Source organism: Paraburkholderia sp. 40 (genome assembly GCF_050434105.1).
In the GTDB taxonomy this organism is placed as follows: Bacteria; Pseudomonadota; Gammaproteobacteria; order Burkholderiales; family Burkholderiaceae; genus Paraburkholderia; species Paraburkholderia tuberum.
Map to the genome: position 1 here is coordinate 2,453,748 of NZ_JBNPVY010000004.1, position 26,628 is coordinate 2,480,375.

Here is a 26,628-nt window from a genome sequence, read left to right on the forward strand (position 1 = left end):
GTTTTCAGATGAGGTCAGTTCAAACTACACCCTTCGTCAAAACCCGCTTCCCGCGGACGCTTCTCAGGGCGCGCGCTACGAAGCGGGCTATTCATCGGCGTACGCAGGTGCGGCGCGCTTACGCTAATGAATGCGGTAAGGCGCGCCGTGCCCGAAGGCAGCGCGCGCCAAATCTGGTCGGCGTCGCAAGGCGACGCCGGCAATTGCTTGATCGGGCCGCCGGCGACGACGCCAGCGGCTTTTTCCGGGGGGAAGTTTGCCCATCCCACTGAAGGGTCCGCAAAGTGCCTGTCATGTTTGTGGGCCGTCAAGGCACCGGGCACGCTTTGCATCAGGCCGTTCTGCTCCTAACCCGGGGCGCCGCGGCCACAGGCGGCGGCATCCCCATCAATGAATACATCCGCGATACGAATCCCGGCTTACTCCCAGGAAAGCGCACCGCCAGTCTGATATTCGATCACTCGCGTCTCGAAGAAATTGCGTTCCTTCTTCAGGTCGATCATCTCGCTCATCCACGGGAACGGGTTTTCCTCGTTCGGGTACAGCGGATCGAGACCGATCTGCTGGCAACGGCGGTTGCAGATGAAGCGCAGATAGCTCTTGAACATCGACGCGTTGAGGCCGAGCACGCCGCGCGGCATCGTATCTTCGGCGTAGCGGTATTCGAGCTCGACCGCCTGCTGGAAGATCGCGCGAATTTCGGCGCGAAACTCAGCCGTCCACAGGTGCGGGTTTTCGAGTTTGATCTGGTTGATCAGGTCGATGCCGAAGTTGCAGTGCATCGACTCGTCGCGCAGGATGTACTGGTACTGCTCCGCCGCGCCGGTCATCTTGTTCTGGCGGCCGAGCGCCAGGATTTGCGTAAAGCCGACGTAGAAGAACAGGCCTTCCATCACACAGGCGAACACGATCAGCGAGCGCAGCAGCGTCTGGTCTGCTTCGAGCGTACCGGTCTTGAAGGCCGGGTCGGTCAGCACGTGGATGTACGGAATCAGGAATTCGTCTTTCGCGCGGATCGACGGGACCTCGTGATACGCGTTGAAGATTTCGCCCTCGTCGAGACCCAGCGACTCGACGATGTACTGGTAAGCGTGCGTATGGATCGCCTCTTCGAACGCCTGGCGCAGCAGGAACTGGCGGCATTCGGGCGCCGTGATGTGGCGGTAGGTGCCCAGCACGATGTTGTTGGCGGCGAGGGAATCTGCCGTCACGAAGAAGCCCAGGTTGCGCTTGACGACGCGGCGCTCGTCTTCGGTCAGCCCGTTCGGGTCTTTCCACAGGGCGATGTCGCGCGACATGTTCACTTCCTGCGGCATCCAGTGGTTGGCGCAACCCGCCAGATACTTTTCCCAGGCCCACTTGTACTTGAACGGCACCAGCTGATTGACGTCGGTCTGGCCGTTGATGATGCGCTTGTCGGCGACATTGACGCGCGCTTCGGAAGCGGCCGCCGCGTTGGCAACCGCGTTGCCAACATGAGCGACGGGAGCGACAGCGATGTCGTTCGCGAAGACTTCTTGAGCGAAGGGAGCATGCGGGGCGGAACGCGTTCCGATTTGCGAACCCACAGCCGACCCCGCAGCGTTGCGCAACACGTTCGGTTGCGTCGCGCTCGACGGAGTTACGGCAGTGATCTCGTCATCCCAGTTGAGCATAAATGTCACCATCAATTTAGAACGGTTTGTACCATCTTTTCACGAGCGATAAAAGAGTTCACTCGCGAAAATTCCTGTTTTCGATTCGCGTTGCTACGTTCATACAACACTTTGTTCGACATACTGCGTGTGACCCATCCAGTGACGCATCGAGTGACGCGTGATGAACGCGTGTTGAACATGTGTTGCCGAGGTCCTTCGCGAACTCGAAGAGCAACGTTTCGACACGACGTTTCGTTGCTCTATCTATATGTATTGCGCGGTGCGTTCACGGCATCCGCCGACTGATCGATGGACTGATCGATGCCGCACGAGCCACGCATCGCGAGAGTCGGCGGTGAGCCGTGCTGAGCATGTTGCGTCAGCGTTGGCGGTCGAGGTGCGATGCCATGTCGAGCGATCGTCTTGTTGCCAACGGCTGGGTTGCTTCACTGCATCGACGAGCGGTGAGACTTCGATACTGCTCACCGCTCGTCGACCTGCGTCTACTTCATCGACGGGGCGCGTCGCTCACCGCCTGCGGATCACCACCTACGACCCTCGCGTGCAGTTAGCAAGCATCGCTCCCGCTGCTTGCCAATCTTTACTGGCAAGCCTCGCACTCGTCGAAGCCAGGATCGCCCGGACGCATCATGCAGACCGGACCATCCGCTTCGGGTGCCGCGTCGACCGCGACCGCGGCAGTCGCTGCGACCGCTGCAGCAGCCTGCAAGCCGCCGCCCACACCACCCGCCGCGCCACCGCCCACGCCGAAGCCGCCTGCCGCGCCGCCTGCGCCACCCGAGCCGTCATGACCCGAGCTCACCGCGTTCAGCGCGCCGTGCGCGACCGTCGACTTCTCGACGTGCGTCGCCGCCATCGTGCGCAGGTAGTAGGTGGTCTTCAGACCGCGCAGCCATGCGAGCTTGTAGATCTCGTCGAGCTTCTTGCCCGATGCGCCCGCCATGTAGATGTTCAGCGACTGCGCCTGGTCGATCCACTTCTGACGACGCGAAGCCGACTCGACGAGCCACACCGGATCGACTTCGAACGCGGTCGCGTAGATCGCGCGCAAGTCGGCCGGGATGCGGTCGATGCGCGACAGCGTGCCGTCGAAGTACTTCAGGTCGGCGACCATCACTTCGTCCCACAGGCCGCGCGCCTTCAGGTCGCGCACCAGGTAGTCGTTGACCACCGTGAACTCGCCCGACAGGTTCGACTTCACGTACAGGTTCTGATAGGTCGGCTCGATGCACGCCGACACGCCGATGATGTTCGAGATCGTCGCGGTCGGCGCGATCGCGACGCAGTTCGAGTTGCGCATGCCGTAGGTCGAGATACGCGAGCGCAGCGCGGGCCAGTCCATCGACTCGCTCGAATCGACCTCGACATAACCGCCGCGCGCTTCGGCGAGCAGCGCCACCGAATCCTGCGGCAGGATGCCGCGATCCCACAGCGAACCGCGGTAGCTCGAGTAGCGGCCGCGCTCTTCGGCCAGCTCGGTCGACGCGTAGTACGCGTAGTAGCAAACCGCTTCCATCGAGCGATCGGCGAACTCGACCGCTTCCTGCGACGCGTACGGCGTGCGCAGCACGTGCAGGCAGTCCTGGAAGCCCATGATGCCGAGGCCGACCGGACGGTGCTTCAGGTTCGAGTTACGCGCCTTGGCGACCGCGTAGTAGTTGATGTCGATCACGTTGTCGAGCATGCGCATCGCGACGCTGACCGTGCGCTTCAGCTTGTCGTGGTCGAGCGCGAGCGTGCCGTCGGCCTGCTCCTTCAGGTGCGCGACGAGGTTCACCGAGCCGAGGTTGCAGACGGCGATTTCGGCGTCGCTCGTGTTCAGCGTGATTTCCGTGCACAGGTTCGACGAGTGGACGACGCCGACGTGCTGCTGCGGCGAGCGCACGTTGCACGGATCCTTGAACGTGATCCACGGATGGCCGGTTTCGAATAGCATGCCCAACATCTTGCGCCACAGTTGCGCCGCCGGGATCTTCTTGAACAGCTTGATCTCGCCGCGGGCGACCTTGTCTTCGTAAGCCGTGTAAGCCGTTTCGAACTCGGCGCCGAACTTGTCGTGCAGGTCCGGGCAGGTGGACGGCGAGAACAGCGTCCAGTCGCCGCCTTCCATCACGCGCTTCATGAACAGGTCGGGAATCCAGTTCGCGGTGTTCATGTCGTGCGTGCGACGACGGTCGTCGCCGGTGTTCTTGCGCAGCTCGAGGAATTCCTCGATGTCGAGGTGCCACGATTCGAGGTACGCGCACACCGCGCCCTTGCGCTTGCCGCCCTGGTTCACTGCGACCGCCGTGTCGTTGACGACCTTCAGGAACGGCACCACGCCCTGCGACTTGCCGTTGGTGCCCTTGATGTGCGAGCCGAGCGCGCGCACACGCGTCCAGTCGTTGCCGAGGCCGCCGGCGAACTTCGACAGCAGCGCGTTTTCCTTCAGCGCTTCGTAGATGCCGTCGAGGTCGTCGTCGACCGTGGTCAGATAGCAAGACGACAGCTGCGAGCGGCGCGTGCCGGAGTTGAACAACGTCGGCGTCGAACTCATGAAGTCGAAGCTCGACAGCACGTTGTAGAACTCGATCGCGCGCGCTTCGCGGTCGATCTCGTTCAGCGACAGACCCATCGCGACACGCATAAAGAATGCCTGGGGCATTTCGATACGCACGTTGTCGTGATGCAGGAAGTAGCGGTCGTACAGCGTCTGCAGACCGAGGTAGCCGAACTGCAGGTCGCGGTTCGCGTCGAGCGCGGCCCCGAGGCGCTTCAGGTCGAACTGCAGCAGCTTGTCGTCGAGCAGCTCGGCTTGCACGCCGCGCTTGATGAACTGCGGGAAGTACTCGGCGTAGCGCTCGCCCATCTCGGCTTGCGTGACTTCCTCTTCGAGAATCTCGCGGCGGATCGTATGCAGCAGGATGCGCGCGGTGGCCTGGCTGTAGGCCGGGTCCTTTTCGATCATCGTACGGGCAGCGAGGATCGCCGAGTCGTACACCTGGCTCATCGGCACGCCGTCGTACAGGTTCTTCACCGTTTCCGCGACGATCGGCTCGGCGCTTACCGCGTCGCCGAGGTTCGCGCACGCGGACTCGATGATGCCGCGCAGCGCAGCCATGTCCAGCGGACGCGTGATGCCGTTGTCGGTCACGTTCAGGCCCGGGGTGCTGGCGCCTTCCGCTGTCTGACCTTCATGAGCGTCATGCGCGCGCGCCTGGTTGCGCTTCTCGCGATACAGCACGTAAGCACGCGCGACGTTGTGTTCGCCGCCGCGCATCAGCGCGAGTTCGACCTGATCCTGAATGTCTTCGATATGGAACGTGCCGCCATTCGGACGGCTGCGCACCAGCGCGCGCACCACGTTCTGCGTGAGTTGCTCGACCAGTTCGCGCACCCGTGCCGACGCCGCGCCCTGACCACCGTTGACGGCGAGGAACGCCTTCGTCACGGCGATCGCGATTTTCGACGGCTCGAACGACACCACGCTGCCGTTGCGGCGGATCACCTTGTAGTCGGCGTAATTCGCTTGCGGCGCGAGCGCCTGCGCGCCTTGGGTCTGGCCGAAGGCCTGGCCAGTCGGTGAGCCCTCGTAACGGGTCGTCACGTTGTCGGTGGTTTGCATGTGCAAAGCTCCTGGTCTTGGAAATATTGCGGCGAGTGCCGCGGATTAAATCGAACGCCGCGCCGCCGCGTGCGCGTGCGATGAGGTGCAGGTAGGCCGGCTACGCCGGTTGGCGGGATGCAACTGCGAGGAAGCCTGGTTCGATTTGATGACGGTCTTCATCGGGTCGGTCGCGATCACTGGCTGGTCCTTTCCTGAAATGCTTCTGGATGCGGCCGGAGATCCCCTACCGGCTGCGCCCCAGGAATTTTTTTCGCTGTCTGGAATGCTTGCGGCGCCATGCTCGGGGAGCGGGACGCCGCAGACTTATCCACTCTTATTCACCCGGTTATGCACATGGTTATTCACAGCACAACACAAGATATAGTGCGAAACTCAGTTGTCGGCACCAAGTATAGTGGAGTTTCGAGACAGGTCAAACGGTTTTATTTGCGTTCGCAGTCTTGACTTTTGCTTCACGCAGCGCGCAGAAGCCCCCCGGAGAAGCACGCTGCGCCTCGTTCTCCGTGGATCACGCAAGATCGTGCGAAGGGGGTTACCGCGTTTCGGAAAACTTGAGATAGGGGAAATACCGACCGTCGAGCAACGTGTCGCGCTGCAGTCGCGGCCATTCGAAATACGGACCGGGATCGGTCTTGCGACCGGGTGCGATGTCGGAGTGGCCGGCAAGCGCGTCGATCGGATAGCGTGCCGTCAGTGCTCTGACGAGCGCGGCGAGCGTGCGGTATTGCGCCGCTTCGAAGGCGGTGGTGTCGCTGCCTTCGAGCTCGATGCCGATCGAGAAATCATTGCAGCGCTCGCGGCCGAAAAAATTCGACGGCCCCGCGTGCCACGCGCGCTCGTTGCACGACACGAACTGCTCGAGCGCGCCATCGCGATGAATCACGAAATGCGCGGACACGCGCACGCCGCGCAGATGCGTGTCGTAGTACGGGTGAGTGTTGCAGTCGAGCGCGTTCTGGAACAGCTCGGCAATCGCGGCGCCGCCGAACTGGTTCGGCGGCAGGCTGATGTTGTGAACGACGATCAGCGTCGGCAGCGCGCCTTGCGGACGCGCTTCGAAGTTTGGCGAGGCAAGCTTGCGTGCGGCAGGAACCCAACCGTCGGCATCGACGGTGTACGCGCCGCTCATCGGGCGTCGCGGCCGCTCGGACGCGCGCCGTGGCGCTGCGCGTGCGCGGCGCAGCAGAACGCCTGCCCCGCGACGCTGACCGAGTCGCTCTTCGGTGCGTGCACGCCGCACTCGACGCAGCGGATCATCGGCTCGGCAGCAAGCTGCGGCTGTTGCCCATTCGAAGAACGCGCGCCGCCATTCGCGGTGCCGGCAGCGTTGGCGCCGCCGGCTCCGGTGCGTTGCGCGGATTGCGCGTCGTGGCGGCGCAGCGCCTTCACGAGCCATTGACCGACGATGAACAGCAGAATCAGCAAAAAGATTTGTCGCATGGGGACACTCACACCACGGGCCGGTGCAACAGCACCTCGAAAACAAAACGGCTGCCGACGTACGCGAGCAACAGCGCGACGAACGAGGCCAGCACCCAGCGCAATGCCGCACGGCCGCGCCAGCCGGACACCTTGCGCGCGGTCAGCAGCGCGCCGAACATCACCCACGAAAGAATCGCGAACACGGTCTTGTGATCGAGCCGCAACGCGCGGTCGATCAGCTGCTCGCTGAACAGGATGCCCGACAGCAGCGTCAGCGTGAGCAGCACGAAGCCGGCGCCGATCAGACGGAACAGCAGCTTCTCGAGCGTGAGCAGCGGCGGCAGCGCGTCGAGCCAACTCGACCACCAGCCATTGTCCGCCGCCGCGTGCCTTTGCGCGAGACCACCGCGCATCGAATGCAGACGCCGCTCGACCGCCAGCATCAGCACCGCGTGCAGCGCCGCGATCGCGAACAGACCGTACGCGATATTCGCAATCAGGAAGTGCAGCTTGAACATCGGCGCGGCCGCATACGGCAGCACGCGCACGCCGCCGAACGCGAGCGGCAGCAGCGACGCGACGCACGCGAGTGGCAACACCAGCAGGCGCAGTCCGTCGAGCGGGAAAAAGAAACTCTCGATCCAGTAGATGCCGGCGCCGAGCCAGAACATCGCCGACAGCGCGAACGCGAAGCCGAACACCATCGCGTTCTGCGGGAAGATCGTGGTATGCAGCAGCACGCCGTGAGCGAGCAGCGCGACGAAAAGCAGCGCGCGCCCGGGCGCGCTCATGCCGGAGGCCACCAGAGCGCCCGCGTTGGCGGCATGACCGGGCAGCGGCGGCACGCTCTCGAGCAGCGGACGCACGGCCGCGTGCCGGTGCGAGCGCCAGCCGGCCACGGCAAGACCGCCGTAGAGAAGCGCGGTGAGGGCATACAGTACAATATCCATATTCGAAGTTTACACTAGGGCCCTACTCCGCGACGTCTTGCGCTTCGCGCGCAGCGCGGGCCCCACCGTTCATCGCTCCCCATGCTCGACAATCTGACTCAACGGATGGCGCGCGTCGTCAAGACGCTGCGCGGCGAAGCCCGGCTCACCGAGGCGAACACCCAGGAAATGCTGCGCGAGGTGCGTCTCGCACTGCTCGAGGCCGACGTGGCGCTGCCCGTCGTGCGCGAGTTCATCGCGAAGGTCAAGGAGAAGGCGCTCGGCGAGGAAGTGATCTCCAGCCTGTCGCCGGGTCAGGCGCTCGTCGGCGTCGTGCAGCGCGAACTGACCGCGGTGATCGGCGGCGATTATGAAGGCAAGGCCTCCGAGCTCAATCTCGCCGTCGCGCCGCCCGCGATCATCCTGATGGCGGGTCTGCAGGGCGCCGGCAAAACGACCACGGTCGGCAAGCTCGCCAAGCTGCTGCGCGAGCAGTACAAGAAGAAGGTGCTGACCGTTTCGTGCGACGTCTATCGTCCCGCCGCCATCGCGCAGCTGAAAACGGTGACCGAGCAGGTCGGCGCGGACTTCTTCCCGTCGGATCCGAACCAGAAGCCGGTCGACATTGCCCGCGCCGCGCTCGACTGGGCCAAGCGCCACTATCACGACGTGCTGCTCGTCGACACGGCCGGCCGTCTCGGTATCGACGAGGCGATGATGAACGAAATCACCGCGCTCCACGCCGAGCTGAAGCCGGCGGAAACGCTGTTCGTCGTCGACGCGATGCTCGGCCAGGACGCGGTCAACACCGCGAAGGCGTTCAGCGACGCGCTGCCGCTCACCGGCGTCGTGCTCACCAAGCTCGACGGTGATTCGCGCGGTGGCGCGGCGCTCTCGGTGCGTCACGTGACGGGCAAGCCGGTCAAGTTCGTGGGTGTCGCCGAAAAACTCGACGGCCTCGAAGTGTTCCACCCGGACCGCATGGCGAGCCGGATTCTCGGCATGGGCGACATTCTCGCGCTGGTGGAGGAAGCGCAGCGCGGCGTCGACGTGCAGGCCGCGCAGAAGCTCGCCGACAAGGTCAAGAAAGGCGGCGACTTCGACCTCAACGATTTCCGCGCTCAGCTCACGCAAATGAAGGGCATGGGCGGCCTGTCGTCGCTGATGGACAAGCTGCCCGCGCAGTTCCAGCAAGCCGCGGCCGGCGCCGACATGAGTCAGGCCGAGAAGCAGATGCGACGCATGGAAGGCATCATCAACTCGATGACGCCGGCCGAGCGCGCCAAACCCGAACTGATCAAGGCGACCCGCAAGCGCCGCATCGCCGCGGGCGCGGGCGTGCAGGTGCAGGAAGTCAACCGCATGCTGAACCAGTACGAACAGATGCGCACGATGATGAAGAAGCTCAAGGGCGGCAACCTGCAGAAGATGATGCGCGGCATGAAGGGCATGATGCCCGGCATGCGCTAAGCTTGATGGGACCGGCGCGCCCTCGCGCCGATTGCGGCGCGGCTGACTTCGGCATCGTGCGGGTTTATTCTGTAGCGCATCGCGCCGTCCCTCGCGGGAACGTCCCTCGGGACGTTGCCACTCACACTATGTATACAGTTACCGTCCGTCAGACGTCATGAACCGCGAAGAAGCCCTCCATATTTTTCGACACTCCGAAGAGATAGTTTCGGCTTCGGACGTTACTGCGTCGATCGCCCGCATGGCGGCTGCCGTCCGCGACGAGATGAGCGAGGACTTCCCGCTCGTGCTGTCGGTGATGGGCGGCGCCGCGGTATTCACCGGCATGCTGCTGCCGCACCTCGATTTCCCGCTCGAGTTCGACTACATCCACCTGACGCGCTACCGCAATACGACGAAGGGCAGCAACGAGATGCAATGGCGCGTCGCGCCGGCCGAGTCGGTCAAGGATCGCGTGGTGCTCGTGCTCGACGACATCCTCGACGAAGGCGAGACGATGGCCGCAATCCGTGACCGCATCCTCGCGATGGGCGCGAAGCGCTTCCTGTCCGCGGTGCTGTGCGAGAAGATCATTCCGAAGGCGAAACCGCTGCGCCCCGATTACTGCGGCTTCGAAGTGCCGGACCGGTACGTGTTCGGCTGCGGGATGGATGCGAAGGGCTACTGGCGCAACCTGCCGACCATTCGGGCGTTGACCGAGGGACCGTGAGCGGGGCATCCGCCCTACCGGCGAAAAAAAAGCAGCCTGCCTGGCTGCTTTTTTATGGCTGCGACGGTGGCAATGCGCGCACCGGCTCGCGTTTCACAGCTTGTGCACGAAAGAGCGGATTCCACCGAGCATCATCTCGACTGAAATCGCGACGAGCACGAGCCCCATCAGCCGCTCGAACGCCGCCATCACACGTTCACCGAGCCACGCCTGAATGCGCTCGGCGAGCATCAGCACGATCGCACAGATGGTCATTGTGACGGTCAGCGCGCCGACCCACTCGAACGTTTTGCCCGGCGCCTGCGAGGTCAGCAGCATAACCGTCGCCAACGCCGACGGACCCGCTAGCGCCGGAATCGCGAGCGGCACGATCAGCGGCTCGCCGCCGCGCGCGTCGCCGCCGAACGGACCGTCCGGATGCGGAAACACCATGCGCAGCGCAATCAGAAACAGCACGATGCCGCCGCCGATCCGCAACGACTGGTCGCTGAGGCTCATCATGCGCAGAAAGCTCTGCCCGAGCACCATGAACATCAGCAGGATCGCAAACGCGATCGCGACCTCGCGCAGGATCACGACCGTGCGACGCTCCGGCGACACACCTCGCAAGCAACTGACGAAGATCGGGATGTTGCCGAGCGGATCGGTGATCAGGATCAGCAGCACCGTCGCGGACAGGAAGGTGTACTCCACTGCCCGATCCGCTTAGTTCGCCAGCGCCGCGCGCACTTTGTCGATCACGGTCTGCGCGGCGTCCGCGACCGGCAGCAGCGTCGCTTCGGCCTCGCGACGGCCCTGATACTCGATCTTGCCGTCCTTCAGACCACGGTCGCCGATCACCAGTCGATGCGGCACGCCGATCAGTTCCCAGTCGGCGAACATCACGCCCGGCCGCTCGCCGCGATCGTCGAGGATCACGTCGATACCGGCCGCGACGAGTTCCGCGTACAGCTTGTCGGCCTGCTCACGCACCGCGTCGCTGCGGTCATAGCCCATCGGGCACAGCACGACTTCGAACGGCGCAATCGACTCCGGCCAGATGATGCCCTTGTCGTCGAAATTCTGTTCGATCGCGGCGCCGAGAATCCGCGTGACGCCGATGCCGTAGCAGCCCATTTCCATCGGCCGAGGCTTTCCGGTTTCGTCGAGACAGGTCGCGTTCATCGCTTCGGAATACTTGGTGCCGAGCTGGAACACGTGGCCCACTTCGATGCCGCGGCAGATGTCGAGCACGCCCCTGCCGTCCGGCGACGGATCGCCCTTCGTCACATTGCGGATGTCGGCGACGACCGGCTCCGGCAGGTCGCGGCCCCAGTTCACGCCGGTGGTGTGATAGTCGACGTCGTTCGAGCCGACCACGAAGTCGCTCATGTTCGCGACCGTGCGGTCCGCGATCACCTTGACCGGCTTCTTCGTCTCGATCGGACCGAGATAGCCCGGCGGTGTGCCGAACGTCTCGACGATCTCGGCTTCGGTCGCCATGCGGAAATTACCGAGGCCCGGGAGCTTGGCCGCCTTGATCTCGTTCAGATCATGGTCGCCACGCAGCATCAGCAGCCAGATCGTCGGCTCGGCGCCTTCGTTCTCGGCGGCGAGCACCACCGACTTGATCGTGCGTTCGAGCGGAATGTTCAGCAGTTCGGCAACCGCCTCGCACTTCGCCTTGCCGGGCGTCGCGGTCTTCTTCATCTCTTCTGCCGGCGCCGCGCGCTCTGCGATCAGCGGTAGCGCTTCGGCTGCCTCGACGTTCGCGGCGAAATCGGAGGTCGGGCAATACGCGATGTCGTCTTCGCCGGTGTCGGCGATCACATGGAACTCATGCGAGCCGCTGCCGCCGATCGAGCCGTTGTCGGCCGCCACCGCGCGGAAGTCCAGACCGAGGCGCGTGAAGATGCGCACGTACGCGTCGTACATCTTGCGATACGACTCGCGCAGACCCTCCGCGTCCTTGTCGAACGAGTACGCGTCTTTCATGATGAACTCGCGGCCGCGCATCACGCCGAAACGCGGACGGATCTCGTCGCGGAACTTCGTCTGGATCTGATAGAAGTTGACCGGCAGTTGGCGATAGCTCTTGATCTGGTTGCGCGCGATGTCGGTGACCACTTCCTCGTGCGTCGGGCCCATCACGAAATCGGCCTGCTTGCGGTCTTTGAAGCGCAGCAGCTCGGGACCGTACTTCTCCCAGCGCCCCGATTCCTGCCACAGTTCGGCCGGCTGCACGGCCGGCATCAACAGCTCGATGGCGCCCGCCCGGTTCATTTCCTCACGCACGATCGCTTCCACCTTGCGGATCGAACGCAGGCCGACCGGCAGGTAGTTATAGATACCGCCCGCGACGCGACGGATCATGCCCGCGCGCACCATGAGCTTGTGGCTGATGATTTCGGCGTCGGCGGGCGCTTCTTTGAGAGTGCCGATAAAGAAACGGGAAGCTTTCATTCAAGGTGTCCAAAAGCGGCGGCTTCCGGTAGGACCGCCAGAAAAGGGGAAAATGGGGGAAATCGACACAGATCCGCGGCGAAGCCGGCAGGGTTCGCCCGACTGACGGCGCCCTGCCCCCGTGCGGCGCCGAAACCGCCGCGCAAAGCCTCTCTCACAAGGGATAGGCACGGAAAACCGACAGGCTACCGCAAACCCGGGCCTGTTGCGGCGAATCGTTCCGTTCTTATGCGATTCGGTGCGTAGGGTCCGTTATCTGTTTATAATCAAAGCAATTTTAAAGGATTCGAAGGTGGTTGTATGCTGGATCGTGAAGGCTTTCGCCCGAACGTCGGCATCATCCTCTTGAACGCGCACAACGAGGTGTTTTGGGGCAAACGGCTCCGTGAACATTCCTGGCAGTTTCCGCAAGGGGGCATCAAATATGGTGAGACCCCCGTGCAAGCGATGTATCGGGAGTTACACGAAGAGACCGGGCTGCTTCCTGAGCACGTCAAGGTGATCGGTCGCACGCGCGACTGGTTGCGTTATGAGGTGCCTGACAAGTTCATCAAGCGCGAAGTACGCGGTCATTACCGCGGCCAGAAACAAATCTGGTTTTTGCTCCGGATGGTAGGACGCGACTGCGACATCTGTTTGCGCGCCACCGACCACCCTGAGTTCGATGCGTGGCGTTGGAACGAGTATTGGGTGCCGCTCGACTGTGTGATCGAGTTCAAGCGGGATGTGTATCAGCTGGCGCTGACGGAACTGTCCCGTTTCATGCGCCGGCCTGCGCCGCGTGCGGAAAAACCTGGCGGGCATCATGGGTCGCGTTATCCCCGGATAGCGTCGTCGATGCAAAGCCCGCCGGATTCCATGGTAAGCACGGTGGTCACCGCCGTCACGACCGTAGCTTCGGTCAGCGTCGAAACTTCGACGCACGTGCTGGTCGCGCCGGATTGCGGTCCCGGCTCACCGGATGCGAACATGAGATCGGAGCATGAGCGCGAAACGGCCGAAGCTGACGAGGCCATCGCCCCGTTAGTCCGACGAGGCGTGCGCGATTAACCATTCCTAGGCGGCGGCTCGCGCCGCCTCTCTCTGGCGCGGCTTTCGAGCCGCGCCCGTCTCTCGAGGGAATCAGATTGAAAGCATTTGCATTCGCCGTGGCGTGCGTCGCCACCGGCGCCCTGCTGGCAGGCTGTTCGAGCGCCGGCAAACCGACCAACAAAGACGACAGCGAGTTCACCTATCTGCTTGACCGCAAGAGCAACTGGGTTGAAAACAAGGTCGACACGTTGCCGCCGCTGCCCACCGACGAGAACCTGCTGCCGTTCGAGGTTTCCGGCAATACGCCGCTGCAATTTGCGATCGACCCGAAGTCCGTCAGCGTCGGCGATGACGGCGTGGTGCGTTACACGGTGGTCGTCACGAGCCCGGGCGGTGCGCGCAACGTCAATTACGAGGGCATCCGCTGCGACACGTATGAATGGCGTCAGTATGCGGGCCTGAACGCCGATCACGACGGCTGGGACACGACGGTCGCAAACCCGTTTTCGCGGATAGAAAACGGCGCGCTGAATGCGTACCAGGCCGCGTTGTATCAGGACTATATGTGCGCAAACAAGATTCCGACCGGCAGCGCGCAGCACATCGTCGAGAACATTCGTTACAAGCGCACGCAGACGTCGCAGATTCATTGAGGCCGGTTGCGCGGCGCGCGCCCGACTCAGGCGCCGTTGCTTATCCGTGACGATTAAAAAGCCGTTCCAGCCTGCGCTGGAACGGCTTAATGAGATGGTCAGCCTGACCGAAACGGCCCGATCGGCTTACGCTGATCGGGCCGTTTCCTTTTTCGGGAGATCATCATGGGCACCATCGCGTTGATCGGGATCGATCTGGGCAAGTACTGCTTCTTCCTGCATGCGCAGGACCCACGGCCATGAGGTATGGCGCAAGAAGGCCACACGAGCGCGACTTCTCATGTTGCTTGCAAACTGCCCGGCCTGCACGATTGCCATGGAAGCCTGCGCAGGCGCGCACTGCCTCGCGCGCAAGCTCCAAACGTTCGGGCATCGGGTTCTGCTGATCGCGCCGCAATTCGTGCGGCCTTTCGTAAAGGGTAACAAGACCGACTTTGCCGATGCCGAGGCCATCTGCAAAGCGGCGTCCCGTCCGTCGATGCGCTTCGTGGCCGTGAAGACGCCCGAGCAGCAGACGCTGCTTGCCCTGCATCGCGTACGCGAAGCGTTGGTGGCCGAGCGTACGGCCACGGCCAATCAGATCCATGGCTTCCTGCTTGAATTCGGCGTGAGCCCGCCGGTAGGCGCGCGGGCTATTGCGAAGCTCCCCACCTTGCTGGACGATGTGAGCCAGGCGCTGCCGCCGCGACTGGTCTGCATTCTGCTGCGTCTTCATCGGCGTTATGGCCAGCTCTGCGACGAGATCGCGCAGATCGAAGGCGAACTCAAGCTTCAACTCGCCGAAGACGAGGCAGGCCAGCGGCTGCTGACGACCCGGTATCGGCCCCATCACGGCCAGCAGCCTGCTCGCGATGGCTGGCGACGTACATGGCTTCCGGCGAGGGCGGGATTTCGCTGCTTCTCTCGGCCTCGTACCACGACAGCACTCAACGGGAGGGCGCTCAACGCTGCTGGGCATCAGCAAGTCAGTATGACTCCCGTTCGGCAAGGCTGGCCGCCGCGAGGAATTATGCGCGGGTTAGCATGGCTACCAGAGCCGCATTGAGTGGGGACGGAACCGCCACTCAATGGTGTTTTCCGCCGCGGAGGCCAGCATGGAACACAATAGCACGCTGTATGTGGGGCTGGATGTCCACAAGGATTCGATCCCGATCGCCTATGCGATCGGGATGAGCGAAGTGGAATTGTTCGGCAAGGTCGGCACTATGCAGATTGATGTCGACCGGTTGTGCAAGCGGCTGCAGCCGAAGGCGCAGCACATCTGCTTTGTCTATGAAGAGGGCCCGTGTGGGTACGGCCTGTACCGATGACTGGTCGATAAAGGTTTTGACTGCATGGTCTGCGCACCATCGCTCATTCCACGCAAGCCAGGTGATCGCGTCAAGACGGACCGCCGTGACGCGATCAATCTGGTGCGCTCGCTGCGCGCCGGCGACCTGTCAGCCGTGCACCTACCGACGGTCGAAGACGGGGCATTCCGCGATCTGGCACGCGCCTGGTCGGCTGCCAGAGAAGATCTGAAGGCAGCACGCTGCAGGCTCAAATCTTTCCTGCTGGCCCACGGCGTCCACTATCTCGGCCGTCCCAACTGGGGGCCGACACACAGGCGCTGGTTAAGTACGTTCTCGTTCGACAGCGCCTGGCAGCAACTGGTGTTCGACGAACATCGGCGCTCGATTGAGGACCGCCTCGCGCAATGCGAGCGGCTGGCACTGGCCTTTGCATGAAGCCGTCATCAGTTGGCGGTTCTATCCAGTTGTACTTGCTTTGCAAGCGATGCGCGGAATCAACTTCACGTCGGTAATCGGCCTGGTGTCCGAACGGGGTGACCTCACGCGTTTCGAACATCCACGGCAACTGATGGCCTGGATTGGCGTGACGCCTTCGGAGCATTCATCAGGCGGAAAGCGGCGGCAAGGTAGCAATACCAAGACCGGCAACAGCTATGCACGTAAGCTGCTGGTTGAATCCGCCTGGAGCTATCGACATCCGGCACGCGTGAGCATCGATATTCAGCGCCGTCATGAAGGTCTACCCAAACCGATAATCGATCGTGCCTCGGATGCGCAACTGAGGCTGTGCAGGCGATATCGTAAGCTCGTCGCCGGAGGGAAGACCGCACACGTCGCCATCATCGCCGTCGCACGCGAGCTCGCTGCCTTCATCTGGGACGTCGGTCGGCTGGGGATGACTCTGGCTGTACCGCACAGCGAACAAGCGGCATAAGCGAAGGACGTAACTGACGAAAGCCAGCCACCATCGAAAGTTTGCTGAAGGCGGCGCAGCCCGGTATTCGAGTAACCCGCGACCGCGTTTGGCAACGACATCAGTCGACTTGCGTAGTAAGGAAGCGGCAGGCTCATGAGGCGGACCTCTGTAATGCGGTAACCAACCCGCGAATATCAGCTTGATCCACCGTCGAGATCTACTGCTACGCCGCCCTCTAACCATGGAGTAGATCTTGAAAACCGATCCCGATTGACACCGGGAGTCATGTCAGCGCGGCGACAAGCATTTGCGAAGCCTGCTGGTGCAGGGCGCGCGGGCTGTGATGCAACGTGCCGAGCGCCGCACCGACGCCCTGGGCACCTGGTTGAAGGCCTTGATGCAGCGCCGTCACAGCAATGTGGTCGCCTGCGCGCTGGCCAACAAAATGGCCAGAATCGTCTGGGCGATTCTGGCCAGGGGAGGCGAGTACCGGTCGCATCCGGCCATCGCCTGATCGACCTACTGCCTGCTTTTGCGACCTCTGACCCGTGATGAAGATAATCGGCTCACGGCCCGGCTGAAAACCTGACAACAAATTCAGTCCTGCAGACTGACGGCTTTTTCAGGACTGCCGGGCGCGGCTTCTCATCGAGGGCCGGGCGCGATCCGCTCCCATTTCGAGCCTAGATAGATTTGCGCAAGCCCTTCTATCTTGGATCACAGGCCATGATTGCAAAAATCAAGCTGACCATACATTATTGTTGGCTCTTCATACGCGCGATCTGCGCGCCGCCTCGCAGATCAAAGCACCACGAGATTGTCGCGATGAATCAGTTCGGGCTCGAGCATATAGCCGAGCACTGACTCAATTTCGCCGCTCGGACGCCGCTGGATCAGTTTGGTTTCCGCGCTGCTGTAGTTCGTCAAACCACGTGCGACCTCGCGGCCTGACGCGCTCAGACACGCGATCACCTCGCCGCGCGCGAATGCACCCTGCACACCGACGATGCCAATCGGCAGCAAGCTCTTGCCGCCGGCGGTCAGTTTTTCGACCGCGCCGTCATCGATCACGACGTGGCCGCGCACCTGCAGGTGATCGGCCATCCATTGCTTGCGCGCCGCCATGCGCGCGGTGCGCGCGATCAGTTGGGTGCCGATCGCCTCGCCGGCCGCCAGTCTCACCAGCACGTCCGACTCGCGCCCACTCGCGATCACCGTATTGGCGCCGCTATGGGCCGCACGCTTCGCAGCGAGAATCTTGGTCAGCATGCCGCCGCGGCCGAGGCTCGAGCCCGCACCGCCCGCCATCGCCTCGAGCTCGGGCGCGCCGGCGTCGGCTTGCTGGACGAGTGTCGCGGTCGGGTCCTTGCGCGGATCTGCGGTGAAGAGGCCTTGCTGGTCCGTCAGAATGATCAGCGCGTCGCCCTCGATCAGATTGGCAACCAGCGCGCCGAGCGTGTCGTTGTCGCCGAACTTGATTTCGTCGGTGACGACCGTGTCGTTCTCGTTGATGATCGGTACAACTCCGAGCCCCAGCAGCGTGAGCAGCGTGGAGCGAGCGTTCAGATAGCGCTCGCGGTCAGCAAGGTCAGCGTGTGTAAGCAGGATCTGCGCAGTCTGGATGGAATGTTCGGCGAAGCGGCTTTCGTACACTTGCGCGAGCCCCATCTGACCGACCGCCGCGGCCGCCTGCAGCTCATCGATTTCACGCGGTCGCTTCGTCCAGCCGAGCCGCTGCATGCCCTCGGCGATCGCGCCCGAGCTGACCAGCACGACTTCCTTGCCTTGCGCGCGCAGTGCGGCAATTTGCGCGGCCCAGCGGCCGATCGCCGCATGATCGAGGCCGCGCCCGTCGTTCGTGACGAGACTCGAACCGACTTTGACGACCAATCGCCGTGAATCTGCGATGACGGAACGCATTGTGCGCTGTCTCCCAAGATGACGCGTGATGCATACCGGCACCCGCCGCTGGCGCCGACGCTCGAGTTGTTATTCCTGCGGATCGGTGCCGGCTTCGCGGGTCGCGGCCGGTACTTGCGTACCGTCGCGGAAACGCACGTCGGAGGCCAGGTCTTCAGCTTCGGCCGCGCGTTGCGCGTCGGAGTGCTCGGCGAGGTAGTCGAACACCGCGTAGCAAAGATTTTCACAGCCCTGGCCAGTCAGCGCCGAGATCTCGAACACCGGGCCGTCCCAGCCGAAGCCTTCGAGGAACGCCGCCACGCGCGCTTCGCGATCGTCCTCAGGCACCATGTCCAGCTTGTTCAGCACAAGCCAGCGCGGTTTCTGATAAAGCTCTTCGTCGTACTTGCGCAGTTCGTTGACGATCGCCTTCGCTTCCGCGACCGGATCGATCGATTCATCGAACGGTGCGATGTCGACGATGTGCAGCAGCAGCCCGGTGCGCTGCAGGTGACGCAGGAATTGATGGCCTAGGCCGGCGCCTTCCGCCGCGCCTTCGATCAGCCCCGGAATGTCGGCGATCACGAAGCTGCGGCTCGGCCCGACGCGCACGACGCCGAGGTTCGGCGCGAGCGTGGTGAACGGGTAATCGGCGATTTTCGGCTTCGCGTTCGACACCGACGAGATAAACGTCGACTTGCCTGCATTCGGCATGCCGAGCAGACCGACGTCGGCCAGCACTTTCAGTTCGAGGCGGACCATGCGGCGCTCGCCCGGCTTGCCGTCGGTCTTCTGACGCGGCGCGCGGTTCGTGCTGGACTTGAAATGGAGGTTGCCGAGGCCGCCGGCTCCCCCTTGCGCGATTTGCACGCTCTGGTTGTGCTCGGTCAGATCGGCGATCAGCTCGCCGGTTTCCATGTCCGTGATGGTGGTGCCGACCGGCATGCGCAGCGTGATGTCATCACCGCCCTTGCCGTAGCAATCCGAGCCGCGGCCGTTTTCGCCGTTGCGCGCCAGATGTTTTTTCGCGTAGCGGTAATCGATCAGCGTGTTGATGTTGCGGTCAGCCACCGCGATCACGCTGCCGCCCCGGCCGCCGTCACCGCCATCGGGGCCACCGAACGGGACGAACTTCTCGCGGCGCATCGACGCGCTGCCATCCCCTCCGTCGCCGGCGATGACTTCAATCCTCGCTTCGTCAATGAACTTCATGTGTTACTCCGTCCCGTGGTGTACTGCCCGATTCGATGCAGGGGTTGACACTGATTGGATGCTGCCATTTTCCGCGCGCGCCGTGCGTTGATCAATCGACCGAACGGCATAGTCCGCCGATGAGGAGCGGTCGGCTGCGCGGCTTCGGCGCCCAGCTAAAGAGACGCCGCAATAAAAAAAGCCCCGCGAACTTCGCGAGGCCTTTTTCCGGTCCTGAAGCCCGTGCCTGATTAAACTCAGGCTGCAGGGACGACAGAAACGGTGTGCTTCTTCGCCGCGCCCTTGGTCGAGAACTGGACGTGGCCGTCCTTCAGCGCGAACAGGGTGTGATCCTTGCCCATGCCGACGTTCTCGCCAGCGTGCATGCGCGTACCGCGCTGGCGCACGATGATGCCACCAGCGTTGATAGCCTGGCCGCCGTAAACCTTAACGCCGAGGCGCTTCGATTCGGAGTCGCGGCCGTTCCGGGACGATCCGCCTGCCTTTTTGTGTGCCATTTGATTTGCTCCTTAACCGGTGCGCTTACGCGTTGATCGCGTCGATGCGCAGTTCGGTATAGTTCTGGCGGTGGCCGCCATGCTTCTGGTAGTGCTTCCGGCGACGCATCTTGAAGATCGTCACTTTGGCGTGACGACCTTGCGACACGACGGTAGCCTTGACGGAAGCCCCACTGACCAGCGGCGTACCGAACTTAATCGATTCGCCTTCGCCCACTGCGAGAACCTGGTCGAGCGTGATTTCAGCGTCAATGTCTGCCGGTATCTGTTCTACTTTAAGTTTTTCGCCGACGGCAACCTTGTACTGCTTGCCACCGGTTTTTATGACCGCGTACATTGAAAACCTCACTCTGTATTCATTTTTCCCACGCACCGCGCGCGGAAACTGTCGATTATACATAGAGTTAGCTGCTCGGTCAAAACCTGCTTACCAAACCGTCTACCGTCCGGCTTCGCCCTCCCTCGCAGGCGCTCGCAGATGGCAAACCTGCGACGCGCGGCGCCCCGCAGACGGCCTTGGCAGGCGCCCCGCGCGCCATGCGGAACGCATCCACGCCGCAGCCGACGACCCGGAAGCGCCCCGATCGCCTTATAATTCGCGGCACTACCCAATTCAGCCATCATGTCGTCGACTGCCACCACCTCCCCCAACGTCGCCAGCCTGCTTGCTCCGATCGCCGAAGACATGCAGCAGGTCAATCGCGTCATCCGGCAACGTCTTGCGTCGGACGTGATGCTGATAAATCAGATTTCCGAGTACATCATCAGCGCCGGCGGCAAGCGGCTGCGGCCCGCGCTGCTGTTGCTGGTGGCGGGCGCGCTGGGCGATACGACGGGGCACCGGCACGAGCTGGCAGCGGTCGTCGAATTCATCCACACGGCCACGCTGCTGCATGACGACGTGGTCGACGAATCCGACCTGAGGCGCGGCCGCCAGACCGCCAATGCGCTGTTCGGCAACGCGGCGAGCGTGCTGGTCGGTGACTTTCTTTACTCACGGTCGTTCCAGATGATGGTCGGCGTGGGCAAGATGCGCGTGATGGAAATTCTGTCGGAGGCGACCAACATCATCTCTGAAGGCGAGGTGCTGCAGTTGTTGAACATGCACGATGCCGACGTCGACGAAGCCCGTTACATGCAGGTGATCCGCTACAAGACCGCAAAGTTGTTCGAGGCAGCCGCCCAGCTCGGCGCGGTGCTGGCCGGTACGGACGCGAAAACCGAAGCTGCCGCCGCCGAGTACGGCCGTCGCATCGGCACCGCGTTCCAGATCATGGACGACTGGCTCGACTACACGGGGACGGCCGAGTCGATGGGCAAGAACGCCGGCGACGATCTGCGCGAAGGCAAACCGACGCTTCCGCTCATCTATCTGATCGAACGCGGCACGCCCGAGCAGTCGGCGCTCGCGCGCGAAGCCATCGAACAAGGTGGCACCGACCGTTTCGATACCATTTTCGACGCGATCACACGCTCGGGTGCGCTGGACCACACGCTCGAGTGCGCGAAACAGGAGGCGCAGGCAGCAGCGGCAGCAATTTCGTCATTTCCCGATTCCATTTTCAAAGAGAGCCTGCTAGAATTGTGCTCTTACTCAACGGCAAGACAGTCTTGAACAAGACTGAAATGCCGAATTAGTGTGAATCGAGTCAGCAGTACTAAATCGGGGTGTAGCTTAGCCTGGTAGAGCGCTACGTTCGGGACGTAGAGGCCGGAGGTTCGAATCCTCTCACCCCGACCAGATTCTCCTTGTTAGCTCAAGGTTCAAAACCGCCGCAGCGTTGCTGGGCGGTTTTTTGTTTTGCGCGGCGCTTTTTTCGTTGCTCTCGTGCTGCCCTTCGCCGCTTTCTTTCCTCCGGCTCGTCAGGCCCAGCGCGTACTTTGCCACGTTGTCGTCCTAGCGGCGTCAGCCGTCGTCCACACCGGAGCGCGCGGCCCCCTCTGCTATATTCTCTCCATCCTTTCCCTTATTTTTCACGACGCGTGGAACAACTTCCCTTATGGGCGCAGATCGGCGCCGTCCTTCTGCTGCTTGTCTGCTCCGCCTTCTTTTCCATTTCCGAGACAGCGATGATGGCGCTCAATCGTCATCGCCTCAAACATCTCGCCAGCAAGAACACGCTCGGCGCAAAGACGACTCAGGGCCTGCTCGCAAAAACCGATCAGCTGCTCAGCGTGATCCTCATCGGCAACAACCTGTTCAATACGATCATTCCGGTACTGACGACATCGCTCGCGCTGCATACGTTCGGCCGCAATAGCCTCGTGCTGTCGATCGCGACCGGTATCGTCGCGTTCCTCATTATCGTGTTCGCGGAGATCACGCCGAAGATCGTCGGCGCGACGTTTCCCGAGAAAATCGCGCTGCCCGCGAGCCTGCTGATCGCGCCGTTGATGCGCGTCGCGAGACCACTGATCTGGTTTGTCAACCTGTTCGCGACCGGCATCCTGCGCGTGCTGCACATCAACACGAAGGGCGCGCGCGACCAGCGGCTGTCCACCGAAGAACTGCGCACCATCGTGCTCGAGTCGGGAAGCTTCATGCCCACCAAGCACCGCAGCATCCTGCTGAACCTGTTCGACCTCGAAAACATCTCCGTCGATGACGTGATGATCCCGCGCCGCCGTATCGAGGCGCTCGACTTCGATGCGCCGTTCGAACAGATCCTGCATCAACTGGAGACCTGCTATCACAACAAGCTGATCGTCTACCAGGGCGACATCGACCGCGTGCTCGGTGTGCTGCACGTGCGCAAGACGCTGTCAGCGCTGCACAACCAGGAGCTCGAGCGCGATACCTTGCGCGAGCTGCTCGCCGAGCCGTACTTCGTGCCAAGCGGCACGCCGGTGTTCCAGCAGCTGCAGTACTTTCAGGAGAGCCGGCAACGCATCGCGCTCGTCGTCAACGAATACGGCGAACTGCAAGGCCTCGTCACACCGGAAGACATCATCGAGGAACTGATCGGCGAATTCACCACGTCGATTCCGCGCAGCGCCAGCTCACGCGGTGGCTGGAACGAGGCGGGCGAATGCATCGTCGCGGGAAGCATGCCGTTGCGCGAGCTGAACCGCTGGCTGCAACTCGGGCTGCCCACCGATGGTCCCAAAACGCTGAACGGCCTGATTCTCGAGATCCTCGAAGACATCCCCGACGGCGACGTCTGCGTGCACATCGGAGACACCAAGCTCGAAGTGATGCGCAGCGACGATCAGGCGATCCGCACCGTCAAGATTTTTAAACCGCCGTCGCGCACGAAGGCCGGTAAAGCAAGGTCAGGCTGAACTTCGCGCCGCCGCACGCTGATTTACGGTCAGCATCGCACAGGCTCGCGAAACGCGCCATTAGCCGAATGGCCGAATGGCATTCGGACGCCCGCAACCGGAAGATGAAGCCGTCATGTTCTAAAGGCGGTTCATCACCGGTCTCTCATGCAAACACCCTTTGCCACCGCCGCGGCATTGCCGCGCCCACTCGCTGTCGACGGCGAATCCAGCGCAACGAGTCTGAACGATCCCGACAACGCCCCAGCCGTGCGTCTGTTGACCGACACGTTGCACGAAGCGACGCGGCGCAATGCGTCGGATATCCACATCGAGCCGGCCGAGCATGGCTGGCGTGTGCGCCTGCGTATCGACGGCGTGCTGCATGAAATCCCGCGGCCGCCCGCCCATCTGCGCGACGCGTTCGTCACGCGTGTGAAAGTGCTCGCGCGCATGGACATCGCCGAGCGACGCGTGCCGCAGGACGGCCGGCTACGCCTAGCGACGTCGCCAGGGCGGCTCGAGGATTACCGCGTCAATTCGCTGCCGACACTGTTCGGCGAAAAGCTCGTGCTACGACGGCTCGACGCGTTGCCCGCCGATCTTTCGCTCGATTCGCTCGGCCTCGATCCGCGGCAGCGCGAAGCCGTCGACGGCGCGATCCGCGCGCCGCACGGTCTGATGCTCGTCACCGGACCGACGGGCAGCGGCAAGACACTATCGCTGTACTGCTTCCTGAACCTGCTGAACGGCGAGGCACGCAACCTCTGCTCGGTGGAAGACCCAGCCGAGATCCAGCTGGCCGGCATCAACCAGGTCAGCGTGCGCGAAAAAGCCGGACTGACTTTCGCGGTCGCGCTGCGGGCTTTTCTGCGTCAGGACCCGGACGTGATCATGGTCGGCGAAATCCGCGACAACGAAACCGCCGACGTTGCCGTGAAGGCCGCCCAAACCGGTCACCTCGTGCTGTCCACGCTGCATACGAACGACGCGCCCGCGGCCATCGCGCGGCTCATCGACATCGGTGTCGAGCCGTACAACCTTGCCGCCGCGCTGCGCATGGTGACCGCGCAGCGGCTGGTGCGGCGACTGTGCGTCGCATGCCGCGCGCCCGCGCCGCATTCGCCGGCGGCACTCCACGCTGCGGGCTTTAGCGAACATGAGCTCGACGGCTGGCAACCGTATGCGGCGACCGGCTGCGCGGTTTGTCATGGCATCGGCTATCGGGGGCGCGTCGGCATTCATCAGGTGATGCCCGTCTCCGACGCGATGCGTGAGCAGATCGTCGCAAGCGCGGGCGCGCACGAGCTGGCCCGCCTCGCCCAGATGGAACAGGTCGCGACGTTACGCGACGCGGCGCTTGCGCGCGTGCGCGACGGCACCACGAGTCTCGCCGAAGCGCTCGCCGCCACGGAGGTCGCATGAGTACCGCGCTGTCACCAACCCGGTCCGCCTCAGCCGACCTACGCTTCAGATGGCGCGGCGTCGACGCGGACGGCACGCGCCAAAGCGGCACGCTGATCGCGCCCGACGCGAGCGCCGCACGCACGATGCTCAAACGCGACAACCTCTTTATCGTCGAACTCGCAACGCAAGGGCCGGCGCCACGCCCGAAGACGAGCGCGGCCGCTGTCACGCTGTTCACGCGACAACTGTCCAGTCTGCTGCGTGCCGGTTTGCCGCTCGCGCCCGCGCTCGAACTACTCGCGCAGGCGTCGACGTCGGGTCAGCGGCAAGGCATGCCGCGCATCGTCGGCACTGTCGCGCGCGACATCACCGCCGGCCTGCGGTTTTCGGCGGCCTTGCAGCGGCACCCGGCGCAGTTCAATGCGCTGTATTGCCAGCTCGTCGAGGTGGGCGAAGCGGCGGGCGCGCTCGTCACCGTGCTCGCCCGCCTCGCCGACGATCGCGAACGCGCCGCTGCGCAGCGCGCGAAGGTGCGCGCGGCTCTCACCTATCCAGCCGCAATCCTGCTGCTCGCGCTCGCGATAACTGCCGCATTGCTGGTGTGGGTCGTGCCGACGTTCAAGCAGATCTTCGATGGCTTCGGCGCGAAGCTGCCCGCGCCGACGCAGTTCGTGCTGGCGCTCTCGGCGGCCGCCGCGCGCTGGAGTGTGCCGCTGTTCATACTGATGCTCGCAATGAGCTCGGCCATCACGCTCGTGCTGCGTCGTTCGGTAAGCGCGCGCATCCGCTTCGCGCGCCTGTCGCTCGACCTGCCGGTGGCCGGCCCGCTGCTGCGCACGCTGTGCGCGGCGCGCTGGAGTCGCGCGCTTGGCACCTTGCTGTCCGCCGGCACGCCGCTCGCCGACGCATTCGATTCGCTCACTCAGGCGACCGGCAATGCCTTCTTCGATCGCGCGACGGCAAGCATCGCCATCAGATTGCGGCGCGGCGAACGGCTCGCCGCGGCTATGTTCGCGGCCCGCTGCTTTCCTCCCGAAGTCGTGCAGCCCGTTGCGGTCGCGGAGGAATCCGGCGCGCTCGACAGCATGCTGCTCGATGTCGCGTCGCTTGCGGATCGCCAGGTCGACGACAGGATCGGCACGCTATCGAGCCTGTGTGAACCGCTCGTGATCGTCGTGCTCGGCACACTGGTCGGCGGCCTCGTCATCGCGATGTATCTTCCCATTATTCAACTCGGCAACGTGGTGTAGCATCGCAGCCGAATCCACTTCGTCACCATGCAGGCTCCTCTTCCACTCGTGTCACAAACTTCCTCCAGCCTGCTCGCGGGCTTACTGTCGGGCCGCTTTGCCAGCGATATCGGCCTCGCGCTCGCGAGCCTGCCCGCCGGCGCGCAGATCGCATTCGCGATCGTGATTGGCCTCGTGATTGGCAGCTTCCTGAACGTGGTCGTGCATCGATTGCCGATCATGCTTGAGCGTGCATGGCGCGCCGAAATCAGCGAGACCACCGACGAGCCGCCGCCCGACCACGGACTGCCCGCGCGCTACAACCTGTGGGTGCCGCGCAGCGCGTGCCCGCATTGCGGCCATGTGCTGAGCGCGTGGGAAAACTTGCCGGTGCTGAGCTACCTGCTGTTACGCGGCCGTTGTTCCGCGTGCGGCACGCATATCAGCGCACGCTATCCGCTGCTCGAAATCGCGAGCGCCGCTTTCGCGGCAGGCGCACTGATAGCGTTCGGCCCGACGCTGATGGCACTCGCCGCGTTCGGCCTGTGCGCGACGTTGCTCGCAATGAGCGCGATCGACGTCGACACGCATTTGCTGCCCGACTCCTTGACGCTGCCGCTGTTGTGGGGCGGCCTGATCGTCAATTTCAACGGCATGTTCACGAATCTGCATGATGCGGTGCTCGGCGCTATCTTCGGATATCTGGCGTTGTGGGCCGTGCATTGGGTGTTCAAGCTCGTGCGTGGTATCGAAGGCATGGGCTATGGCGACTTCAAGCTGCTCGCCGCGCTCGGCGCGTGGCTCGGCTGGCCTGCGCTGCCGCAGATCGTGCTGGTCGCCGCGGTGGCCGGTGCCGTGATCGGCCTCGCGGCGACGTGGCGCGGCCGAATGCGCTTCGAGGAGCCGCTGCCGTTCGGGCCGTTTCTCGCGGCGGGCGGTGTGTTGACGCTGTTTGCCGGCACGCCGCTTTATCTGGCTCTGGGGGGCTGAACC

General features: G+C 63.3%; 22 protein-coding genes, 1 tRNA gene and 3 pseudogenes. 13 read left to right on the top strand and 13 right to left on the bottom strand.

Annotated elements, in window-relative coordinates; genetic code table 11:
• Positions 1-14 precede the first annotated feature (14 nt).
• From OKW28_RS33120 to OKW28_RS33145, 6 genes are all read right to left on the bottom strand, one after another.
• Positions 15-332 carry a hypothetical protein gene (locus tag OKW28_RS33120; protein ID WP_429451780.1) on the bottom strand — a complete coding sequence of 106 codons (318 nt, stop codon included), beginning with the start codon at positions 330-332 and terminating at the stop codon, positions 15-17.
• A gap of 87 nt (positions 333-419) precedes the next feature.
• Positions 420-1,655, bottom strand: a complete 1,236-nt coding sequence (locus OKW28_RS33125; RefSeq protein WP_429451781.1) for a ribonucleotide-diphosphate reductase subunit beta — start codon at positions 1,653-1,655, stop codon at positions 420-422.
• Positions 1,656-2,238: 583 nt separating this feature from the next.
• The gene (locus OKW28_RS33130) at positions 2,239-5,262 is read right to left on the bottom strand and encodes a ribonucleoside-diphosphate reductase subunit alpha (RefSeq protein WP_429451782.1); all 3,024 of its coding nucleotides are present in this window, start codon (positions 5,260-5,262) and stop codon (positions 2,239-2,241) included.
• 535 nt (positions 5,263-5,797) lie between these two features.
• A complete protein-coding gene (gene ampD, locus OKW28_RS33135) occupies positions 5,798-6,394 on the bottom strand; it encodes a 1,6-anhydro-N-acetylmuramyl-L-alanine amidase AmpD (protein ID WP_429451784.1) in 597 nt (198 codons plus the stop codon).
• Entirely contained in the window at positions 6,391-6,705 is a 315-nt protein-coding gene (locus OKW28_RS33140; protein ID WP_429451785.1) for a PP0621 family protein, read from the bottom strand. Before OKW28_RS33140 ends, ampD begins: the two co-directional genes overlap by 4 nt.
• Positions 6,706-6,713: 8 nt before the next feature.
• A complete protein-coding gene (locus OKW28_RS33145; RefSeq protein WP_187610004.1) occupies positions 6,714-7,637 on the bottom strand; it encodes a cytochrome C assembly family protein in 924 nt (307 codons plus the stop codon).
• Positions 7,638-7,718: 81 nt separating this feature from the next.
• Between OKW28_RS33145 and ffh the strand changes: the two genes are divergently transcribed.
• Both ffh and OKW28_RS33155 read left to right on the top strand, forming a co-directional pair.
• The gene (ffh, locus tag OKW28_RS33150; RefSeq protein ID WP_429451787.1) at positions 7,719-9,086 is read left to right on the top strand and encodes a signal recognition particle protein; all 1,368 of its coding nucleotides are present in this window, start codon (positions 7,719-7,721) and stop codon (positions 9,084-9,086) included.
• Positions 9,087-9,243: 157 nt separating this feature from the next.
• Positions 9,244-9,795 (top strand): hypoxanthine-guanine phosphoribosyltransferase, encoded by a 552-nt coding sequence (locus OKW28_RS33155; RefSeq protein WP_429451789.1) that lies wholly within the window; start codon positions 9,244-9,246, stop codon positions 9,793-9,795.
• Positions 9,796-9,888: 93 nt separating this feature from the next.
• Here the strand turns inward: OKW28_RS33155 and OKW28_RS33160 are convergent, their stop codons facing one another.
• Together OKW28_RS33160 and OKW28_RS33165 are read right to left on the bottom strand one after the other, a co-directional pair.
• Positions 9,889-10,488 (bottom strand): MarC family protein, encoded by a 600-nt coding sequence (locus tag OKW28_RS33160; protein ID WP_429451791.1) that lies wholly within the window; start codon positions 10,486-10,488, stop codon positions 9,889-9,891.
• A 12-nt stretch (positions 10,489-10,500) separates the two neighbouring features.
• Entirely contained in the window at positions 10,501-12,237 is a 1,737-nt protein-coding gene (locus OKW28_RS33165) for a proline--tRNA ligase (RefSeq protein WP_429451793.1), read from the bottom strand.
• Between the two features lie 300 nt (positions 12,238-12,537).
• Between OKW28_RS33165 and OKW28_RS33170 the strand changes: the two genes are divergently transcribed.
• The 5 genes and pseudogenes from OKW28_RS33170 to OKW28_RS33190 form a co-directional block, all read left to right on the top strand.
• Positions 12,538-13,287 (top strand): RNA pyrophosphohydrolase, encoded by a 750-nt coding sequence (locus OKW28_RS33170; protein WP_429451795.1) that lies wholly within the window; start codon positions 12,538-12,540, stop codon positions 13,285-13,287.
• A gap of 77 nt (positions 13,288-13,364) precedes the next feature.
• Positions 13,365-13,922 carry a CNP1-like family protein gene (locus OKW28_RS33175; protein ID WP_429451797.1) on the top strand — a complete coding sequence of 186 codons (558 nt, stop codon included), beginning with the start codon at positions 13,365-13,367 and terminating at the stop codon, positions 13,920-13,922.
• A gap of 165 nt (positions 13,923-14,087) precedes the next feature.
• A pseudogene (locus OKW28_RS33180) lies at positions 14,088-14,887 on the top strand (IS110 family transposase); the annotation flags it as partial.
• 129 nt (positions 14,888-15,016) lie between these two features.
• Positions 15,017-16,148, top strand: a pseudogene (locus OKW28_RS33185) (IS110 family transposase).
• Positions 16,149-16,419: 271 nt separating this feature from the next.
• Positions 16,420-16,644: pseudogene (locus OKW28_RS33190) on the top strand (IS110 family transposase); the annotation flags it as partial.
• Between the two features lie 287 nt (positions 16,645-16,931).
• Here the strand turns inward: OKW28_RS33190 and proB are convergent.
• The 4 genes from proB to rplU all read right to left on the bottom strand — a co-directional run bounded on the left by proB (position 16,932) and on the right by rplU (position 20,075).
• A complete protein-coding gene (gene proB / locus OKW28_RS33195; RefSeq protein WP_184022882.1) occupies positions 16,932-18,050 on the bottom strand; it encodes a glutamate 5-kinase in 1,119 nt (372 codons plus the stop codon).
• Positions 18,051-18,119: 69 nt separating this feature from the next.
• Entirely contained in the window at positions 18,120-19,241 is a 1,122-nt protein-coding gene (gene cgtA, locus OKW28_RS33200; RefSeq protein ID WP_184051016.1) for an Obg family GTPase CgtA, read from the bottom strand.
• Between the two features lie 236 nt (positions 19,242-19,477).
• Complete coding sequence (rpmA, locus tag OKW28_RS33205; RefSeq protein WP_008923994.1) at positions 19,478-19,738, bottom strand: 50S ribosomal protein L27; 261 nt, start codon at positions 19,736-19,738, stop codon at positions 19,478-19,480.
• A gap of 25 nt (positions 19,739-19,763) precedes the next feature.
• Positions 19,764-20,075 carry a 50S ribosomal protein L21 gene (gene rplU, locus OKW28_RS33210; RefSeq protein ID WP_007180329.1) on the bottom strand — a complete coding sequence of 104 codons (312 nt, stop codon included), beginning with the start codon at positions 20,073-20,075 and terminating at the stop codon, positions 19,764-19,766.
• A gap of 285 nt (positions 20,076-20,360) precedes the next feature.
• Between rplU and OKW28_RS33215 the strand changes: the two genes are divergently transcribed.
• Together OKW28_RS33215 and OKW28_RS33220 are read left to right on the top strand one after the other, a co-directional pair.
• On the top strand, positions 20,361-21,353 hold the full coding sequence (locus OKW28_RS33215) for a polyprenyl synthetase family protein (RefSeq protein ID WP_429451798.1): 993 nt from the start codon (positions 20,361-20,363) through the stop codon (positions 21,351-21,353).
• 49 nt (positions 21,354-21,402) lie between these two features.
• Positions 21,403-21,479 (top strand) — tRNA-Pro (locus tag OKW28_RS33220).
• Here OKW28_RS33220 and OKW28_RS33225 read toward each other — a convergent pair.
• Positions 21,468-21,626, bottom strand: coding sequence for a hypothetical protein (locus OKW28_RS33225; RefSeq protein ID WP_429451800.1), 159 nt, complete (start codon positions 21,624-21,626; stop codon positions 21,468-21,470). The two genes, OKW28_RS33220 and OKW28_RS33225, sit on opposite strands and share 12 nt — an antisense overlap.
• A gap of 95 nt (positions 21,627-21,721) precedes the next feature.
• Here OKW28_RS33225 and OKW28_RS33230 point away from each other — a divergent pair, with 95 nt between their 5' ends.
• From OKW28_RS33230 to OKW28_RS33245, 4 genes are all read left to right on the top strand, one after another.
• Positions 21,722-23,020: an HlyC/CorC family transporter gene (locus tag OKW28_RS33230; protein WP_429451801.1), complete on the top strand. Its 1,299-nt coding sequence runs from the start codon at positions 21,722-21,724 to the stop codon at positions 23,018-23,020.
• Between the two features lie 147 nt (positions 23,021-23,167).
• Entirely contained in the window at positions 23,168-24,424 is a 1,257-nt protein-coding gene (locus OKW28_RS33235; protein ID WP_429451802.1) for a GspE/PulE family protein, read from the top strand.
• Positions 24,421-25,656, top strand: a complete 1,236-nt coding sequence (locus OKW28_RS33240) for a type II secretion system F family protein (RefSeq protein ID WP_429451804.1) — start codon at positions 24,421-24,423, stop codon at positions 25,654-25,656. The genes OKW28_RS33235 and OKW28_RS33240 overlap by 4 nt, the downstream gene beginning before the upstream one ends.
• 27 nt (positions 25,657-25,683) lie before the next feature.
• Complete coding sequence (locus OKW28_RS33245) at positions 25,684-26,625, top strand: prepilin peptidase (protein WP_429451806.1); 942 nt, start codon at positions 25,684-25,686, stop codon at positions 26,623-26,625.
• Positions 26,626-26,628 lie beyond the last annotated feature (3 nt).

Bases quoted from the DNA above. Each gene is read 5' to 3' on its own strand.
- OKW28_RS33120 (WP_429451780.1), bottom strand. From the start codon at position 332: ATGCAAAGCGTGCCCGGTGCCTTGACGGCCCACAAACATGACAGGCAC.
- OKW28_RS33125 (WP_429451781.1), bottom strand. From the start codon at position 1,655: ATGCTCAACTGGGATGACGAGATCACTGCCGTAACTCCGTCGAGCGCG.
- OKW28_RS33130 (WP_429451782.1), bottom strand. From the start codon at position 5,262: ATGCAAACCACCGACAACGTGACGACCCGTTACGAGGGCTCACCGACT.
- ampD (WP_429451784.1), bottom strand. From the start codon at position 6,394: ATGAGCGGCGCGTACACCGTCGATGCCGACGGTTGGGTTCCTGCCGCA.
- OKW28_RS33140 (WP_429451785.1), bottom strand. From the start codon at position 6,705: ATGCGACAAATCTTTTTGCTGATTCTGCTGTTCATCGTCGGTCAATGG.
- OKW28_RS33145 (WP_187610004.1), bottom strand. From the start codon at position 7,637: ATGGATATTGTACTGTATGCCCTCACCGCGCTTCTCTACGGCGGTCTT.
- ffh (WP_429451787.1), top strand. From the start codon at position 7,719: ATGCTCGACAATCTGACTCAACGGATGGCGCGCGTCGTCAAGACGCTG.
- OKW28_RS33155 (WP_429451789.1), top strand. From the start codon at position 9,244: ATGAACCGCGAAGAAGCCCTCCATATTTTTCGACACTCCGAAGAGATA.
- OKW28_RS33165 (WP_429451793.1), bottom strand. From the start codon at position 12,237: ATGAAAGCTTCCCGTTTCTTTATCGGCACTCTCAAAGAAGCGCCCGCC.
- OKW28_RS33170 (WP_429451795.1), top strand. From the start codon at position 12,538: ATGCTGGATCGTGAAGGCTTTCGCCCGAACGTCGGCATCATCCTCTTG.
- proB (WP_184022882.1), bottom strand. From the start codon at position 18,050: ATGCGTTCCGTCATCGCAGATTCACGGCGATTGGTCGTCAAAGTCGGT.
- cgtA (WP_184051016.1), bottom strand. From the start codon at position 19,241: ATGAAGTTCATTGACGAAGCGAGGATTGAAGTCATCGCCGGCGACGGA.
- rpmA (WP_008923994.1), bottom strand. From the start codon at position 19,738: ATGGCACACAAAAAGGCAGGCGGATCGTCCCGGAACGGCCGCGACTCC.
- rplU (WP_007180329.1), bottom strand. From the start codon at position 20,075: ATGTACGCGGTCATAAAAACCGGTGGCAAGCAGTACAAGGTTGCCGTC.
- OKW28_RS33215 (WP_429451798.1), top strand. From the start codon at position 20,361: ATGTCGTCGACTGCCACCACCTCCCCCAACGTCGCCAGCCTGCTTGCT.
- OKW28_RS33235 (WP_429451802.1), top strand. From the start codon at position 23,168: ATGCAAACACCCTTTGCCACCGCCGCGGCATTGCCGCGCCCACTCGCT.
- OKW28_RS33240 (WP_429451804.1), top strand. From the start codon at position 24,421: ATGAGTACCGCGCTGTCACCAACCCGGTCCGCCTCAGCCGACCTACGC.
- OKW28_RS33245 (WP_429451806.1), top strand. From the start codon at position 25,684: ATGCAGGCTCCTCTTCCACTCGTGTCACAAACTTCCTCCAGCCTGCTC.